Consider the following 16,318-nt stretch of genomic DNA (forward strand, 5'->3'; position numbering starts at 1 on the left):
TTCTCATTCCAGAGCAAAAATTTCGGCTTCCACATCCGCCAGCGTGAGCGGCGTGTTGCCAACCCGCGTCGTCTGGCAGGCGGAGGCGATCGACCCCAAATAGGCGGCGCGCCAAATGTCCGCGCCAGCGCATAGTGCAAGCGAGGAGCAAGCGAACAAAGAGTCTCCTGCGCCAGCCACATCCTTGGGAGCGGAGTTGAAAGCGGGCAACCGATCCGCAAGCTCTTCTCCCTCTTTCACGCCTCGAACGAACAATCCTTCCGCCCCGAGCGTGACAATGACGTTCTCGGCTCGCGACACGTTTCGGAGCCGCTCTGCGACATAGGCGAGGCCGCTGTCGAAATCGTGAAGAGCGAGACGCGCCTCACGCTCCGTCGGCGTGATCAGCGCCATGTCCTTGAATCGGGAGATGTCGGAAAATTGCGAGGAGGCCTGGCTGTCGGCCGCGACCATGACGTTCCTGCCCCGCGCGAGAGCGCAAATCGCGTCGACCAAGGACTGCGGCAGACAGCCGTAGTTGAAGTCAGACAGGACGAGAAGGTCTGTCCCTTCTATGCCCTGGCGCACCAGGTCCATGATCTGAGCGCAGATGCTCGGTGAAACCGCATGCTGCCTCAGATGGTTGACGCGCAAAAGCGTTTTTCCGTGCGCACGAAAGCGTTGCTTCAAGGTAGTCGGACGCGTGTCGTCGGTGATGAGCTCAGCCTGAACGGCGAAGCTGTCCAATCGCTCCCGCGCAAAGCCGGCGTCTGCGTCGGCGCCAACGACAGAGACGAATTGCACGAAGGCGCCAAGCCCGCGGGCGTGCGCCGCGACAATACCGGCGCCACCAAGAAATTTAGTGCTTTCAATCGGCGTGATGACGATCGTCGGATCTTCCTGAGACATCCCCAGCGGGTCGCACTGGATATATTCATCAACAATGAGATCGCCGATCACCATCACACGCAAGGCGCTGAACTTACGGAGCACTTCCGAAAGCTCAGCGAAGGCGAAGCCGTGACGCGCGGGGTAGTCAGTCGGCTTGCGAATGGTCGAAAGATTTGTCTCGAAATATTCTCTTCGAAGAAGCCCGAGCGAAACGAAACGCATCTCGCCGGAACCGAACACGAGCTTGCCGTTCCATTTATTGACGAGCGTTTCCTCATCGTTGTGACGTTGGGCGTATTCACTTCCCTTGACGACGACATCGGGCTGCAAAGCCTCGATGAACCCGACGGCGTCACGATCGAGACGGACGACGAAGTCCACAGAGGAAAGGGCGCAAACGCCGTCGACGCGCAAGTCGACTGGCATGCTGACGCCTGGATTGCTGTCAGGATAGATCCCCACGACGAGGAAGTCCGCCTGCTCGCGCGCGAATTTCAGCAGCCGAAGATGGCCGGGATGCACAATGTTGAAATTGCCAGAAACGTAGGCGATTCGCGCAGCGGGGCCGGCCGCTTTGCGGATCGACTCGACCGCTTCTCTATAATTTGTGGATTGACTGTTCATGACTCGCTCACGGAGGCCAAGATGAAGAAGACTCGCGCGCCCCTGGTAAACCGCCAAGAGCCTCCCCAAATGTCCTCTTCTTCTCTGACGGCGCAATTTTGCGATCAGAATCGCTACAGCGCATCGAGGCTGGCGCAATTCCTCCTCGCCCGAATGATTCTCTTCGAGCGAGCGCGCTAAAGCGCTTAATTTTGTCCATGCCGCGTCGAAGCCTCCTGCCATCGGGTCGGAAAATTGTCAATGAGAGTCGAATTCTTGCCGCACTCGTATGACTGAGCTAAGAGCCTCGGTTAGCGCCCTGCGCGATACCGAGCAGCGTCGATTGGGGCGGTCTTTTCGGAGGACGGATGCACATACTTGTCACGGGAGCTTGCGGCTTTAAGGGCTCCGTTCTTGTTCCAAAACTTGTTGAGCGAGGGCATCGCGTCCGCGCTTTCGACATCCAATGGTTCGGAAATTTTTTGCGGCCCCACCCGGCCCTCGACGTGGTCAAAGGGGACGTTCGCGACGCAGCGGCGATCGACCTTGCCGATATAGACGCAATCATTCATCTCTCGAGCGTCGCCAATGATCCTTGTGGAGATCTCGATCCGAAGCTGACTTGGGAGATCAGCTGCCTCGCGACGATGCAGCTCGCGGATCGCGCCAAACGGGCCGGCGTCCGTCGCTTCATCTACGCCTCCTCGGGTAGCGTCTATGGCGTCTCGGACGCCGAGCAAGTGACCGAGGATCTCGAGCTTTTTCCTTTGTCCGAATACAACAAGACCAAGATGTGCGCCGAGCGCATTCTGCTTTCCTACAAGGACGACATGGTCGTGCAAATCGTGAGGCCCGCGACGGTCTGCGGCTACTCGCCGCGCATGCGCCTCGACGTGTCGGTCAACATGCTCGCCATGCAGGCGCTCGATCGGGGTGAGATCACGGTTTTTGGAGGAGAACAGACGCGCCCCAACATTCACATCGACGACATCACCGACCTCTACATTTTTCTGCTAGAGCATCCGCAGCATGCGGGAGTATTCAACGCCGGCTTCGAGAATCTCGCGATCCGCGAGATCGCTGAGAAGGTCGCGGCGGCCGTGCCAGCCGAGATCAAGGTGACGCCCTCAAATGACCCGCGTTCTTATCGCATCAATTCGGACCGGCTCCTCGCCACGGGCTTCAGACCGAAGAAAACCGTAAACGACGCCATCAACGAGCTCGTCGGACTGTATCGCCAGGGGGTCCTTAAGAATGAGGACCACTTTTATAATCTTCGATGGATGCAAGCGGGCAAGACCTCATGAGCGTCGACGAGAACCAAGCCGCGCAGGAGCATTTTCGTCGCTACGGAATGCGGCTTGCGCGCGTCATTGAGAGTCTGGATTGCGCTTCGCTTGCCGAGCTGGCGGCGGAGCTCAAAGGATGCTGGCGCGACAGGCGCAGGGTCTTTATCGCCGGCAATGGCGGCAGCGCCGGCAACGCCGTGCATCTTGCCAACGACTTCCTTTATGCAATGTCGAAACGGCCGGGCTCGGGCTTATGCGTGGAAGCGCTGCCGGCCAATCCCGCCGTCCTCACTTGCCTAGCCAACGACGAAGGCTACGACAGCATTTTCTCGCTCCAGCTCGCCGTGCAGGCGCGCGCCGGCGACGTCCTCATCGTCTTTTCGGGATCGGGCAATTCCCCCAATATTCTGAAAGCGCTCACGGAAGCCAAGCGCATTGGCCTGAGAACTTACGCCCTTCTCGGCTTCTCCGGCGGCGCGGCGAAGGCCCTGGCCGACAAGACGATCCATTTCGTCATCGACGACATGCAGATCGCCGAAGACATGCAGCTCATCACGGGCCATATGCTTGTGCAATGGCTCATGAACTTTCGCGACGAAATCTAAAAGCAATGGCGAAAGCTACCCGTTTTCTCGTTCTGGGATCAAACTCCTTTTCGGGCGCGACTTTCTGCGATTTCCTGGCCGAGGCGGGTCACGAGGTTCTCGCGACAAGCCGCTCCGAGGAGGCCCATTCCGCTCTCCTCCCCTACAAATGGGAGCGGCGTGAGGGCGCGGTGCGATTTCGGCGCATCGACATCAATCAGGACCTCGATACGCTGGCGGAGCTCCTGAGTTCGGAGCGGCCGACGCATGTCGTGAATTTCGCCGCGCAGAGCATGGTCGCGGAGAGCTGGGCGCATCCAGACCATTGGATGATGACCAATGTCGTCTCCACGGTGCGCTTGCTCGAGCTTTTGCGCCGCAGCGAGTCCCTGGAGCGTTATGTTCACGTCACGACGCCGGAGGTTTACGGTTCGACCGACGGCTGGGTGCGGGAAAGCAGCCGGTTCAATCCCTCCACCCCCTATGCTGTCTCACGCGCGGCAGGAGACATGGCTCTGGCGGCCTATTTCCAGAACTACGGCTTTCCGGTGCTGTTCACGCGGGCTGCAAATGTTTACGGACCCGGTCAACCCCTCTACCGGATCGTGCCGCGCACGATTCTCGCGGCGCTTTCCGGCCAGAAGCTACGCTTGGACGGCGGCGGCGCGTCCACTCGCGTCTTTGTCCACATGCGCGACGTGTCGGACGCGACCCTCCGCATCGCCCTCGACGGGCGGCTCGGCGAGACCTATCACATTTCGGGCTATGAGCTCGTCTCGATCCGTGCTCTCGTGGAGGCCATTCTTTCCCGCCTCGGCAAATCCTTTGACAATTGTGTGGAGCTGGGGCCGGAGCGGCCGGGCAAAGACACGACCTACATGCTGGACTCCTTCAAGCTGCGCAGCGAGCTTGCCTGGCGGGATCGCATTTCTCTCGCGGAGGGAATTGACGACACGATCCGCTGGGCCGAGCGCTTCGCTTCAGTCTTGTCCGAGCTTCCCCTGCGATATATCCACAAGGCTTGAGGGCTCGGCCCTTCGCCCTCGCGAGGACTAGATGAAGCCATTGTCTCAGACGGCCGGCCATCCGGGCGCCGATGATTTGGAGAAAGTCGCCGCAAGACTCCGCGGGCAAGTCATCGAAATGTCGCATCAAGCCAAGAGCGCGCATCTCGGCTCGTCGCTGTCCTGCTGTGACGTTGTCGCAGCCGCCTATTGGGGCGTGCTGAGGATCGATCCCGCCGACCCGAAAGCCGCTGATCGCGACCGCTTCATTCTCTCCAAGGGTCATGCGGCGACGGCCCTCTACGCCGCTCTTGCGTTCAAGGGCTTCTTCGACTCCGCGTTGCTTGAGACCTATACGCGCGACGGCGCGCTGCTGGCCGAGCATCCGCCCGCCAATCTCCTGCCCGGCGTCGAGGCGGCGACCGGCTCGCTCGGCCACGGGCTGCCGCTGGGCGTCGGCATGGCGCTTGCCGCGAGGCTCTCAGGCCTTGGCTATCGCGTCTTCGCGCTGCTCTCCGACGGAGAGAACAACGAAGGCTCCGTGTGGGAGGCCGCCATGTTCGCCGCCGCGCAGAAGCTGACCCATCTCTGCGTGATCGTGGACTACAACAAGTGGCAAGCGACGGCGCGCTCCAATGAGACGCTGCAACTCGCCCCTTTGCGAGAAAAATGGGAGAGCTTCGGCTGGGACGCGCATGAGATCGACGGCCATGACGTGAACGCTCTCGCGCGCGCGATGGAAAACGTGCCCAACGGCTCGGGGCGGCCTGTCGCGCTCATCGCGCATACGGTCAAGGGCAAGGGCGTCTCCTTCATGGAGGACGACAACAACTGGCACTATCGCGCGCCCACCGCCGATGAAGTCCGGCTCGCGCGCGTGGAGCTCGGCCTCGCATGAGAAACGCCTTCGCAGACGAGTTGACCAGGCTCGGGGACGAGGACCCTCGCCTCGTCATGCTTTCCGGCGACATCGGGAACCGGCTCTTCGATAAGTTCCGCGCCGCGCATGGCGACCGCTTCTTCAATTGCGGGGTCGCCGAGCAGAACATGATGGGGCTTGCTGCCGGATTGGCGCTCTCCGGCTACCGGCCGATCGCCTACACGATCACGCCCTTCGTGACGACGCGTTGCCTCGAGCAGATCCGCACGGATGTCTGCTACCACGAGGCGCCGGTCATCATTGTGGGCGTGGGCTCGGGTCTCTCCTACGCAGGGCTGGGACCGACGCATCATTCCTGCGAGGATATCGCGCTCCTGCGCGCGCTGCCCGGTCTCGCGGTGGTGTGCCCCTGCGACGCCTTCGAGGTTCGAGCCGCCCTTCGCGCCGCGCTTCACGCCGATCATCCGACCTATCTGCGACTGGGCAAAAAGGGCGAGCCGAAAATTCACGGCGAGACGCCGACTGATTTTTCCATCGGTAAGGCGTTGACGATCCGCGAAGGGCGAGATGTCTGCCTGCTCGCAACGGGAACGATCCTGCCGGAGGCGCTCCACGCCGCAGACGCGCTTGCCGCTGCGGGCGTCTCGGCGCAGGTCGTGTCCTTCCATACGGTGAAGCCACTCGACACAGAAAGGCTGCGCGACGCCTTTGCGACCTTCCGTCTGGTCGCCACGATCGAGGAGCACAGCGTAGTCGGCGGCTTCGGTTCGGCCGTCGCCGAATGGGTCGTCGATAGCGTGATCGCGCCGCGCGCCTTCTTGCGCTTCGGGACGCCCGACGCCTTCTTCAAGCTTGCCGGCGAGCAGGAATTCGCTCGCGAGCGTCTGGGACTTACGGGGGAGCAGATCGCTCTCCGCATCAAGGAAAGGCTATCCGCCGCATGAAAACCGAAGCCGCCATCCTCGTCGAGCTGAACAAGCCGCTGGAAGTGGTCTCCTTAGGCCTTCCCGCCCTGCGCGCGGGCCAGGCGCTCGTCGAGATCGCCTATTCGGGCGTCTGCGGCACTCAGGTCAATGAGTGGCTGGGCAAGAAGGGAGAAGACAAATGGCTTCCCCACTGCATGGGTCACGAGGCGACGGGCAGCGTTCTCGAGGTCGGGCCGGGCGTGACGAAGGTCAAGGCCTCCGACAAGGTCGTCCTCTCCTGGCTGAAGGGAAGCGGCGCCGAGGCCGGCGGAGCCGTCTATGACTGGGAGGGACGCCGCGTGAACGCCGGCGGCGTGACGACCTTTCAGCGCCACGCCGTGGTCAGCGAGAACCGTCTCAGCCGGCTCCCGGAGGGGCTGCCGATGGACGTCGCGACAATGCTCGGCTGCGCTGCGCCGACGGGCATGGGCGCCGTGATCAACGTGCTGAGGGTCCGCCCTGGCGACGCCATCGCCGTCTTCGGCACGGGCGGCGTCGGGCTCAATTCGCTTATGGCTGCAGCCTTCTCGGGGGCGACGACGATCATCGGGATTGATCCGAGCCCCTTCCGGCGCACGCTGGCCAAGATGTACGGCGCGACGCACGTCGTCGATCCCGCGGCGGGCGACCCGCTGGAGCAGATCCGCGCCATCGTTCCGCAGGGCGTGGATGTCGCGGTCGAGGCCTCCGGCTTGGCCGAGGTCATGGCCGCGGCGATGCAAGCGACGCGGGCGCAGGGCGGACGCGCCGTCGTCGTCGGCAACGCCCGCGCCGGCGCGACCGTGTCCGTGGACGCCGCGATCTTCAACCAGGGAAAGTCGCTGCTCGGCACCTGGGGCGGCGACAGCGAGCCCGATCGGGACTTTCCGCGCTTCGGCCGCCTTTTGGGCGCGGGCCGCTTCCCCGTGCGCGACCTGCTGTCCAAGCCCTATAAGCTCAGCGAGGCGACCGACGCCCTCCAGGCGCTCGCCGACGGCGTGACGGGACGGCCGCTCCTCGACATGTCCTTGGCGTGACCCGCCGCATGCGGATCGGCGTCGACTTCGACAATACGCTGGCTTGCTACGACGGCGTGTTCCATCGCGCCGCGCTGGAGCGCGGGCTCATTCCACAGGATTTGCCTGCCGGCAAGAATGACGTCCGCGATTATCTCAACGGCTCGGGGCGCGGCGAGGAATTCACCGAGCTCCAGGGCTATGTCTATGGCGCGCGGATGGATCTTGCCGCGCTCTATCCCGGCGTTCTCGATTTCCTCGAGGCCGCGCGCGAGCAGGAACACGCGCTCTTTGTCGTGAGCCACAAGACGCGCCGCCCGCTGCGCGGCGCGCCTTACGACCTTCACGCCGCCGCCCGCGCCTTTCTCGAGGGGCAATGCGGCCGCTATCTCGCGCCGGACAGCGTATTCTTCGAGGAGACGAAGGAGTTAAAGATCGCGCGCATCGCCGCGCTCGATCTCGACGTCTTCATCGACGACCTGCCGGAAATTCTGACCATGCCCGGCTTTCCGACGCGCACGGCGCCCATTCTCTTCGACCCGGACGGACGATTTGCGGAAGGGGTTGCGACGGCGCCTCGCGTGACGCGCCACGGCAGCTGGTCCGCTCTCGCGGCGGCGCTGCTCACGCACCCCGCCCCGCGCCAATGACGCGCTCGACGGATCCGCTCGGCCTCGCCGCGAGCCTCGCGCAAAGCGCCGGCCTGGCGCCGGCGCGACGTGTTGAGCCGCTGCCGGGCGGCCGCAACAATCGGGTGTTTCGCGTTGAATTGGCGGATGGCGCAAGCGCGGCGCTCAAAATCTATTTCCGCCATCCCGACGATCCACGCGATCGGCTCGGCGCTGAATGGGACTTTCTCGAACATGCGCGCACCCGCGCGCCGGGCTGGACGACGGCGCCGCTCGCGCGCGACGCCGCGACCGGCGCCGCGCTGCATGGCTTCATCGAGGGGAAAAGGTTCACGCCCGAGCAGATCGATGCGGCGGCGGTCGAGAAGGCCGCGAATTTCATCCAGAAAGTGGCGTCTCCCGGCGTGGCGGGGAGACTGCGCATCGCATCGGAAGCCTGCTTTTCCATAAGCGAGCATGTCGCCGCGGTCGACCGGCGCGTCCGGCGCCTCGAGGCGATCGATCCGCAAGCGCCGCAGACGCGAGAGGCGGCGTCTTTCGTGAATGAGTCTCTGCGTCCCGCCTGGGAGCGCGTGAGGGACGAGATTTCGAAGAACTGCCGCGCCTTCGGACTTGATCCCGACGCCAGGATCGAAGACGCCGAGATCATCGCCTCCCCATCCGACTTCGGCTTCCACAACGCGCTGCAAACCGAGAAGGGATGCGTGTTTCTGGATTTCGAATATGCGGGCCGCGACGATCCGGCCAAGCTCGTCTGCGACTTCTTCTGCCAGCCGGCGCTTCCCGTTGCAGCGGCGCAGCAGGAGCTCTTTCTCGCCGCCGTCTTGGACGACCTCGGCCTCGCGCATCACCGCGAGCGCGTGAACGTTCTGCTCGACGCCTACCGCATCAAATGGATCGCCATCATCCTCAACGACTTTCTGTCCGTCGGGGAGCAGCGGCGCGCCTTTGCGATTACCGAGGATCAGGACACGCGTCGGCTGCGGCAACTCGACCTTGCGCGGGCGCGGCTTGACGCGCTCGTTCAAAATAACGGCGCGCTTCCCGCTCGAACCGAGTTCGGGCGATAAGAATTCGCGCCATATCAACGCGCTGAAACACCAGGGAGAACGGACAAAATGGCATATAAGGAATTCGTCGGCCTCATCCACAAGTCCACCACGCGGGACTATCTCGCGCGCGTCACGCAGCGCGACAAGGCGGAGGTCGCTGAGCTCGCGATTCAATATGATTACGATTACTGGGACGGCAGCCGAGAGACGGGCTATGGTGGCTATCGCTATGACGGTCGTTGGCTCAAGGTCGCCGAGGCGATGGTGAAGACCTATGGGATCAAGCCGGGCATGCGCATACTGGACGTTGGCTCGGGCAAGGGCTTTCTACTGCACGACTTCCTGACCGCGTGCCCCGGCGTCGAGGTCGCGGGGATCGACATCTCGCGCTATGCGATCGAGCACACGATGGATGACGTGAAGCCCTTCGTGCAGGTCGCCGACGCCGCCAAGCTCCCCTTCCCCGACAAGCATTTCGATCTGGTCGTCTCGATCAACACGCTGCACAATCTCTATAATTACGACCTCTGGTCGGCGTTCCGAGAGATCGAGCGCGTCTCGCGCGGCGCGAAATACATCTGCGTCGAGGCCTATCGCAACGAGCGCGAGAAGGTGAATCTCATGTATTGGCAGCTCACCTGCCGCGCCTTCCACACGCCCGAGGAATGGGCCTTCGTCATGAAATCCACAGGCTACACCGGCGACCACGAGTTCATCTTTTTTGAGTGAGGAAAGTGAGGCGCGATAAGTCCTCTAGCATGTCACGGGAAGCGCCAAGCCGCTTCGCGCTCAGGACATGCTCAAAGCTTTGAGCCGGAGCGTGGCCCTTTCGATCGCGTGATTCCACGCGATCGGGGTACGCGCCAAGGACTTGTTAATCTTCGCGGTCACATGTTTGCGATTGCACGCTTCCGCTCAATCGCAAGCATGACCGCGCCTGCTGCGCGTTCAATACGCGATGACCCTCGTCTCTGGGAGTGGCGCCAAAAACTGACCACCGCCAGAGAGAAAAGCCTGATTGCGTTCGATGATGGGCTTCGCATAGATCCAGGCGAGAATGACGGCGGCGTCGGCCTTCAGCTCTGTCAAAGCCGAGGGAGGGTAAACTGGTAGATGCGCCCCAGGACTGAACATCCCCTGCTTGAGCGGGTTGTCATCCACAATGAATTTCAGACGGCTCTCCAATTCGAAGTGATAGAGTAGAGTGGTCGTCGTCGTCGACGCGCCGTAGCCGGCGACCGTCTTGCCGGCGCGAATCATTCCGTCAACATAATCGAGAACGTCACGCTTTCGCTTTTCGATCAGCTTGAACCACTCGCGGTAGACCCCGGGCTTCACAATTTCCCGCCGCGCTTCCTCTGCTAGAAGCATTTTCAGTCGTTCCGAAATTGGCCGCGTCGGGGTAGACAATGGTTGTGCAAAGACGCGGATCGAGCCGCCCTTTGTGGGCATGCGGGCCACATCGAAGATCGTCATGTCATGGCGGTTGAGAAAACGCTCCAAGGGCGTGAGCGCGTGATGCGAAACGTGTTCGTGATAGATCGTGTCGAACACCATGTTGTCGATCATATCGACGATATACGAAACCTCGAAAATGAAGACACCCTGATCTGCAAGCAACTTGCGAATCCCGGCGGTGACCTCACTCATATCGTCCATGTGCGCGAATACGTTATTTGCGCATATCAGGGCCGCAGAACCGTGCGCGGCACGGATGTCGTTTGCGATGGTCGCGTTAAAAAATTCCGGCACTGTCGGCACGCCATTTTGGGTCGCTTGTTCTGCGATCTCGCGCGCAGGGTCGACGCCGATAACCCGCATGCCATGCGCCTGAAAGGCTCTAAGCAGAGACCCGTCGTTGCTGCCGATTTCGACCACGAGTCCGCCGGGTGCAATCTCCAGCTCCTTCAGCGCCGACTCGGCATATTGTCGAAAGTGCTCGACGAGCCCAAGCGAGACGGAGGTTCGATAGGTGTAATCACGAAACAAAATCTCAGGATTCACGACATCTAAGTTTTGTAGATGACCGCACTCCGCGCACAAATAACAGTCAAGGGGAAAAAGCTCCTGCTCTTCATGAAGACGCTCTTTCGGAACGAAGGCGTCTCCAATCGGCGATGGCCGAATGGGCAATACGAGTTCGAGAGAGGATGAGTCGCAGAGGCGACATGCGGTTCTGTGCTTGAAGCGTTCTGTCATTGGAGTTCCACTTGGATTTGTGCTGTCGACATTAGGCGATGACGTGAAGTTTCAGCGTCATTAGGCTGAAAATTTGCTCGCCGTTTCTTCTGGCCATACGATCGAGACCCCGCCGTCGACGAATAGGCTTTGGCCAGTGATGAACGCCGCCCGTTCGCTGCAGAGAAAGTCGACCACGTCAGCGTTGTCACCCGCTTCGCCCATCCGCTGAAGCGGAACGAGGCGTCGATAAAGATCGTTGATGGCCCCCTGTGACTGATAAAAGGCGCGGCTTTCATCTTTAATGTAGGTTAGGGGCATAACGGCGTTCATCCTGATGCCGCGCCCGCCAAGCGACCAAGCATAATAACGCGTCATCGCGTTGAGTCCTGCTTTCACGACATGATAGCCGACCGGCTGTGACCCTCCGACGAACTCCGCATAAACGGAGCTGACAGCAGCGATGGCGCGATCGCCCGTTTCGGCGAAGCGATCAACAAGGCCTTCAATCAAAACCCTCGTGGCCGTGAGGCCCACCTGGATTTCCCCTTGCCAAGGATCGCCTTGTCCGCGAAAGCGCTGTGCAAAGGCCAGATACCGAATGGGCCGACCACTCAAGTAATCCCCATCAACTTCGTCGAAATCCGAAAGTTTTTCGAGATCCACCGCGACGTGGCGAACCAATGGGTTCTCTCTATGCTTCTCGCAAGGCCGTCGTGAAAGGACCGTCACCGCAAAGCCTCGAGCCAGGAAACGTTCGACGATGACAAGGCCCAAGCCTCTGGTGCCTCCCACTACGACCGCATGCTCTCTAATCATGATGCTCGATTTCCATGAGCTGCGACACGTATCATCAGTTCGGCAGTATAGGCGGCGACATCGCCAGACTCTTCCTCAGCAGGCGCGAAGGGCGCGTAGACAGCCGCATTCGGCCTGAAAGGGCCGTTGGTGACCTCGTGCATGACGAGCAGCTCCGATCGCACGATGATCGTGTGAAACAAAGAGCGCGACATTCGGTAATAGAATGGCGCCTCCCCTCCGCGCGCGTCGAGAGAAACTATCTGCGTTATCGCGCCAGCATCGTCGAAAACGACGACGTCAACCGCGCCCTCGATGAGGTGAAAAGATTCGCTCTTGCCTGGATGTCGATGCGGCCGAATGTAGGAGTCGCGCGCAATCGCGATGATCATTTCGTGCAGGAGATCGTCGTCGTCAGAATGGAGGTTGATCCGAGCCCGTCGCCGCGGCGAGGTCCTTGCAGCCTCACGCAACATCGTGAGCTCCCGCTTCGTGATCTGCGATATTGCGGATTGCGCGACGAAGACGCTTTCGCTTCGCTTTTGCAAGTTCATTGCGGTTCTCCCGAGAAAATCGAACCCACGGCTCCCGCGAATATCGAATGGAGGCGTACTCCTCGGTCCGTAAGCTTTTGCAGTTGGCTGCGCACCTTTGGCTCAGCCCTTGGGGAGACTCCGAGCAAACATGCGCGAATCTGCGCGTCGTCGATGAGGTCGGCAGATCTGCGAATTTCTGACGAGAAGCCCGGGGCGATCATTCCCACCTTCTTAGGGTCGTCATCGACAACATAGCTGAGCAGCGGCGCCGCTTTGAGCGCATTGGCGAACATGATTGACTGGTGGCCGGCGCCAAAAAGGGCGACGTGACCTCCGTCGCCGCCATATCTGGAAAGCGCTCGTCGGACTTGTTCCTGGCGACCCGCGTAACGGTCTCGGTAAGACAGGAAGAACGAGAGGTCGGCTTTTGAGCAAGACGACCCGGGCTCGTCGGCCGGTCTCGCCAACGCCACGAGCACGTCTTCGAGATCGCCGTTATAGCGCAGCATTTCGATGACGACGAATCCCGCCCGGCGGCACAGGCCAACTAACGTTTCCGCCGTAAAGTAGCAAACGTGCTCTTCCCAGGGAAAGGCGTAATCGCCTGAGGCGAGAAACTTGCTGCTATCGGGGACTTCTATGACAACCAAGCCATCGCTCGTCGCGAGCTTACCCAAGGCGTGCAAGGCGTCGAGCGGCGCGTGGCAATGCTCCAAGAGAAAGCGGCAACTAACAACGTCCGCCTTACCACATTCGCCTTCGGAACCAGAGAAAGAGCCGCGAGAGAGTTCGGCCTGCCACGTTTCGAGATAGGGGAAGCTTCCATCCGTCGGCTGGAAATTGAGTCGGGGCGCATCGGCGACGACGTCCCTTAGCCTCAACTCTTCCAACAACGGCTGTTCAAAGGGACCTATTCCCAGCGCCGTTATTGGCCGACGCCCAATAGCCTCTAAGATACGATCCGCCACTCCGCCCAGATGCGCCGAGGGTTCGTTATAGCGAATCCAGGGGACGCGAGGCCTGACCATGTCGGGAGGCATGGGGTCGAGGAGCTGTATCAGGCCGCAATTTCCGCACGCTCCCATCGTAAGCTGATGGCTCGGGAGCGTTTCGGCGCTATCCACAAACCTGTTGCAGGGCGGCAATTTTCCGAATTCGATTCGCAGATCGCCATATCCGGCGCCGCAGAGGCGGCAGGTCTTTTGGGAAGGGTAAGTGGCGTATTCGACCACGTTCTCACTCTCTTGCATGTCTCGCTTGCCAACCTGGCTGCCCAACGACGTACGAGCCCGCGACAAGGAAGTCGTTGCGGCGAAGAACGCGCTGCTAGAGCCGTAAATCGTTTCTCCGCGACGAGAATGCGCCTAACATCCTGATTCCCACGGCGGCGCGACAAACGCGACCTCCGGCCGACGCTTTTTCAATTTCGTGCACATTTCTAGCGACGCTTCGGGATTATTGTACGGCACAAAGACTAGGGCGCCATCAGCAATCTCATCCACGCTAAGGATCGGGCAGCCTGCAAACCTCGAGCCCTGTTTGGAAGGATCATCATCGACGAAGAAGGACAACTTCCCCTTCAGGGCGGCCCCAAGCCACATCCCAGCGCCGTTCACGCCAAAAACGCCGAAGGCCTTGTCCTTTGCGAATGCGCGTATGAAATTCGGAAGGGCTTGAGCCCAACGAATAGCTTCAAGGGCGGCCGACTGGCTAGGTTTTTGTTCGGCCTGTCTCCCGACGAACCCGATCTCTGTGGGCGAGATCAGTCCCTCCAACGTGTTGATGATGCTAAGTCCGGCAAGAGATGCAACAATATTCAAGGTGCGGGCGGTGAAGTGTGAACAGTGCTCTAGGAAGAAAAAATCGCTGTATACTGTTTGAAAATTTGGAACAATTACAACAATGCTACCGCCAGGCTTAAGCAACCCAGCCGCAATTCGAATAGTTGTTACTGGCTCCGTCAAATGTTCTACAACATGATTGAACGTGATCAAATCAAAATATCCTGGAACGTCGCTCAGGACTCCAGAATAAAATTGTGCGGAGCCGCTTTTACAAATGATGCCTTTCTGATTGTCGCTCACGTCGTACCCTGCAATCTCCCATTCTGGAAGCTCGCTGGCAAAGGCTGTCAGAAGGTAGCCCGCGCCTGCGCCAACGTCCAGAAAACGTCCAAATTGCTCTAAGTCAAGCAACTTAATCAAATTCTTAGCGACCATAGTCTCCCTATTAATAACCTCACCATCGACTATAGTAACCTTACGCCCAGGCAGTTCATAGTTTTCTTTGTATATTTTGTCCATGATTTCATGATACTGACGACCAATTTTCTTCTGAATGTGTCCACACCTCTCGCAGCTGCAAATATAGAACGGGTATAAAGTGTCGCCACGTGAAGTGCTACCGAATAACTCACCCGTATTAAGCTCGCTTATTCTTCCATTACAGATGACACAACGGGGGAATGACGTAGTATAAGCCAGTTCATATGCCATTTATATACATTCCTATAAAGCTTCAAACGCGCCCAGCCTACCTGCGACCCGGGCTTCCCAGAAGAGCGTCATAGCTATCATGCGCCTGGGTTGCAAGAAATCTGGCCAAAGGATATTCGAGATGGGAGTTGGCAGGTCGCCTTGCCGGCGCGGTTGTGGGAAATACTTAGGGGGTGGCTCGAGGGCCGTCGGAAACCCGCACTATGCGGATCGACAACTGGGCGCTCCGGGCAACGACCTTCTGAGGCATGGACCGGATCCGCCGCGCGGCCGATCAGCTTGTTGAGGAGCACGGCATGAAAATCTCGGTAATCCTCCCGAATTTTAATCATGGAGCCTTTATTGCGCAGGCATTTGAGGGCATCCTCGCCCAAACCTATCAAAATTGGGAGTTATGCGTCGTCGACGACGGTTCGACGGATGATAGCTGGGCGATCATCGAGCGTTATCGTGACCGCGATCCGCGCATTTTTGCTGATCGATTTACCAGCAATCGCGGCGCTCACGCCGCCTTTCGGCGATGCCTCGAGCTTTGTAGCGGAGAATTGCTCTACTCCACTGGGGCCGACGACTATCTTTCAAATTCTCGCTTCTTCGAGCTTGGTGTGAGGGCCTTGCAACGTTTCCCGCAGGCGGCTCTAACCTATGCTCGCGCCGTGCTCATCGACGGCAACGACGGCCGACAGTTGGGGGAGACGGGTTCATACATCCCGAGGCGGCAAGCACATGGCGTGGCCAGATATACCGACACGGGAACCTCTATGCAGTTCATTCCGCCGCAGGAGGCTCTGGCGGGATTCGTCTCTCGTCATATGATTATCACATTCTGCGCCCTCATTGCGCGACGCGGTGTTATGGCCAAACTTGGATATTACGATGAGGCGCTCGGCCCTCAAAGCGACGGTTTCTTGAACAATGCGATGGCCGCTTTATACGGGGCTGTTTTTATCGATGCAACGGTCGCCGCCGGGCGCATATCGGATAAAACCTATAGTGGTTCCGCCGGTGATGACGACTATTTTCGATGTCATGCCCTGCTCGAAAAGAAATTCCGTGCGCTCCAACTGCCTTACAAGGCGGACGAACGAGTGTTCGCACAATTCCGTGCGGCGACGATCGCCGACCGTCTCTCCGAACCATTTCAGCGCCATCTGTTCGATACGGTGCGACGCTTCTGCGACTCTGTTCCCCCCGACGCTTTTGTCACAAAGACTCGAAGGGAATGCGAGCGACTGGAAGCTGCGCTCAACGAGCGAATTGAAAAAGCTCGAGCCATTTTCGACGAGCTGGCGGGGCCAGTGGTGCCTCTGACGCCGGATCCGGATTCCAGACCTCGTCCTTGGCTGAAGCCGGTCGCGGAATTTTTCCTAACGCTCGGTAGGGTCTTGGGGAGAAGCCTGTCTGGCTTTGGCAAAAGGCTCTGGGAGTTCTGAAACGGGC

Annotated in this window: 16 protein-coding genes; 10 read left to right on the forward strand and 6 right to left on the reverse strand. The window is 60.0% G+C overall.

The genetic code is table 11. The annotated features are described in order from the left end of the window. Nucleotides 1-3: 3 nt before the first annotated feature. A complete protein-coding gene (locus tag QMG80_RS14020; RefSeq protein ID WP_085773370.1) occupies nucleotides 4-1,494 on the reverse strand; it encodes a PfkB family carbohydrate kinase in 1,491 nt (496 codons plus the stop codon). Between the two features lie 347 nt (nucleotides 1,495-1,841). Here QMG80_RS14020 and QMG80_RS14025 point away from each other — a divergent pair, with 347 nt between their 5' ends. From QMG80_RS14025 to QMG80_RS14065, 9 genes are read left to right on the forward strand one after another with little or no spacing between them, the layout of a single operon-like run. Beyond that, nucleotides 1,842-2,780 carry an NAD-dependent epimerase/dehydratase family protein gene (locus QMG80_RS14025; RefSeq protein WP_085773371.1) on the forward strand — a complete coding sequence of 313 codons (939 nt, stop codon included), beginning with the start codon at nucleotides 1,842-1,844 and terminating at the stop codon, nucleotides 2,778-2,780. After that, complete coding sequence (locus QMG80_RS14030; RefSeq protein ID WP_085773372.1) at nucleotides 2,777-3,367, forward strand: SIS domain-containing protein; 591 nt, start codon at nucleotides 2,777-2,779, stop codon at nucleotides 3,365-3,367. The genes QMG80_RS14025 and QMG80_RS14030 overlap by 4 nt, the downstream gene beginning before the upstream one ends. Before the next feature lie 5 nt (nucleotides 3,368-3,372). Continuing rightward, on the forward strand, nucleotides 3,373-4,371 hold the full coding sequence (locus tag QMG80_RS14035; protein ID WP_085773373.1) for a GDP-mannose 4,6-dehydratase: 999 nt from the start codon (nucleotides 3,373-3,375) through the stop codon (nucleotides 4,369-4,371). A 31-nt stretch (nucleotides 4,372-4,402) separates the two neighbouring features. Continuing rightward, a complete protein-coding gene (locus QMG80_RS14040; protein ID WP_085773374.1) occupies nucleotides 4,403-5,248 on the forward strand; it encodes a transketolase in 846 nt (281 codons plus the stop codon). After that, nucleotides 5,245-6,174: a transketolase family protein gene (locus QMG80_RS14045; RefSeq protein ID WP_085773375.1), complete on the forward strand. Its 930-nt coding sequence runs from the start codon at nucleotides 5,245-5,247 to the stop codon at nucleotides 6,172-6,174. Before QMG80_RS14040 ends, QMG80_RS14045 begins: the two co-directional genes overlap by 4 nt. Then, the gene (locus QMG80_RS14050) at nucleotides 6,171-7,211 is read left to right on the forward strand and encodes a zinc-binding dehydrogenase (RefSeq protein ID WP_085773376.1); all 1,041 of its coding nucleotides are present in this window, start codon (nucleotides 6,171-6,173) and stop codon (nucleotides 7,209-7,211) included. Before QMG80_RS14045 ends, QMG80_RS14050 begins: the two co-directional genes overlap by 4 nt. Nucleotides 7,212-7,219: 8 nt before the next feature. Further along, nucleotides 7,220-7,840: an HAD family hydrolase gene (locus QMG80_RS14055; protein WP_085773377.1), complete on the forward strand. Its 621-nt coding sequence runs from the start codon at nucleotides 7,220-7,222 to the stop codon at nucleotides 7,838-7,840. Further along, the gene (locus tag QMG80_RS14060) at nucleotides 7,837-8,889 is read left to right on the forward strand and encodes an aminoglycoside phosphotransferase/kinase family protein (RefSeq protein ID WP_085773378.1); all 1,053 of its coding nucleotides are present in this window, start codon (nucleotides 7,837-7,839) and stop codon (nucleotides 8,887-8,889) included. The genes QMG80_RS14055 and QMG80_RS14060 overlap by 4 nt, the downstream gene beginning before the upstream one ends. Before the next feature lie 48 nt (nucleotides 8,890-8,937). Then, entirely contained in the window at nucleotides 8,938-9,600 is a 663-nt protein-coding gene (locus QMG80_RS14065; protein ID WP_085773379.1) for a class I SAM-dependent methyltransferase, read from the forward strand. A 219-nt stretch (nucleotides 9,601-9,819) separates the two neighbouring features. Here the strand turns inward: QMG80_RS14065 and QMG80_RS14070 are convergent, their stop codons facing one another. From QMG80_RS14070 to QMG80_RS14090, 5 genes are all read right to left on the reverse strand, one after another. After that, nucleotides 9,820-11,070: a class I SAM-dependent methyltransferase gene (locus QMG80_RS14070; RefSeq protein ID WP_085773380.1), complete on the reverse strand. Its 1,251-nt coding sequence runs from the start codon at nucleotides 11,068-11,070 to the stop codon at nucleotides 9,820-9,822. Nucleotides 11,071-11,130: 60 nt separating this feature from the next. Further along, complete coding sequence (locus QMG80_RS14075) at nucleotides 11,131-11,826, reverse strand: SDR family NAD(P)-dependent oxidoreductase (protein ID WP_245300008.1); 696 nt, start codon at nucleotides 11,824-11,826, stop codon at nucleotides 11,131-11,133. A 38-nt stretch (nucleotides 11,827-11,864) separates the two neighbouring features. Further along, nucleotides 11,865-12,401: a WbuC family cupin fold metalloprotein gene (locus tag QMG80_RS14080; RefSeq protein WP_085773382.1), complete on the reverse strand. Its 537-nt coding sequence runs from the start codon at nucleotides 12,399-12,401 to the stop codon at nucleotides 11,865-11,867. Next, complete coding sequence (locus QMG80_RS14085; protein ID WP_085773383.1) at nucleotides 12,398-13,633, reverse strand: class I SAM-dependent methyltransferase; 1,236 nt, start codon at nucleotides 13,631-13,633, stop codon at nucleotides 12,398-12,400. The genes QMG80_RS14080 and QMG80_RS14085 overlap by 4 nt, the downstream gene beginning before the upstream one ends. 114 nt (nucleotides 13,634-13,747) lie before the next feature. Then, a complete protein-coding gene (locus QMG80_RS14090; protein WP_085773384.1) occupies nucleotides 13,748-14,878 on the reverse strand; it encodes a class I SAM-dependent methyltransferase in 1,131 nt (376 codons plus the stop codon). 248 nt (nucleotides 14,879-15,126) lie between these two features. Between QMG80_RS14090 and QMG80_RS14095 the strand changes: the two genes are divergently transcribed. After that, complete coding sequence (locus tag QMG80_RS14095) at nucleotides 15,127-16,311, forward strand: glycosyltransferase family 2 protein (protein ID WP_085773385.1); 1,185 nt, start codon at nucleotides 15,127-15,129, stop codon at nucleotides 16,309-16,311. The last annotated feature ends 7 nt before the right edge of the window (nucleotides 16,312-16,318 follow it).

It is taken from the genome of Methylocystis bryophila (assembly GCF_027925445.1).
Taxonomy (GTDB): domain Bacteria; phylum Pseudomonadota; class Alphaproteobacteria; order Rhizobiales; family Beijerinckiaceae; genus Methylocystis; species Methylocystis bryophila.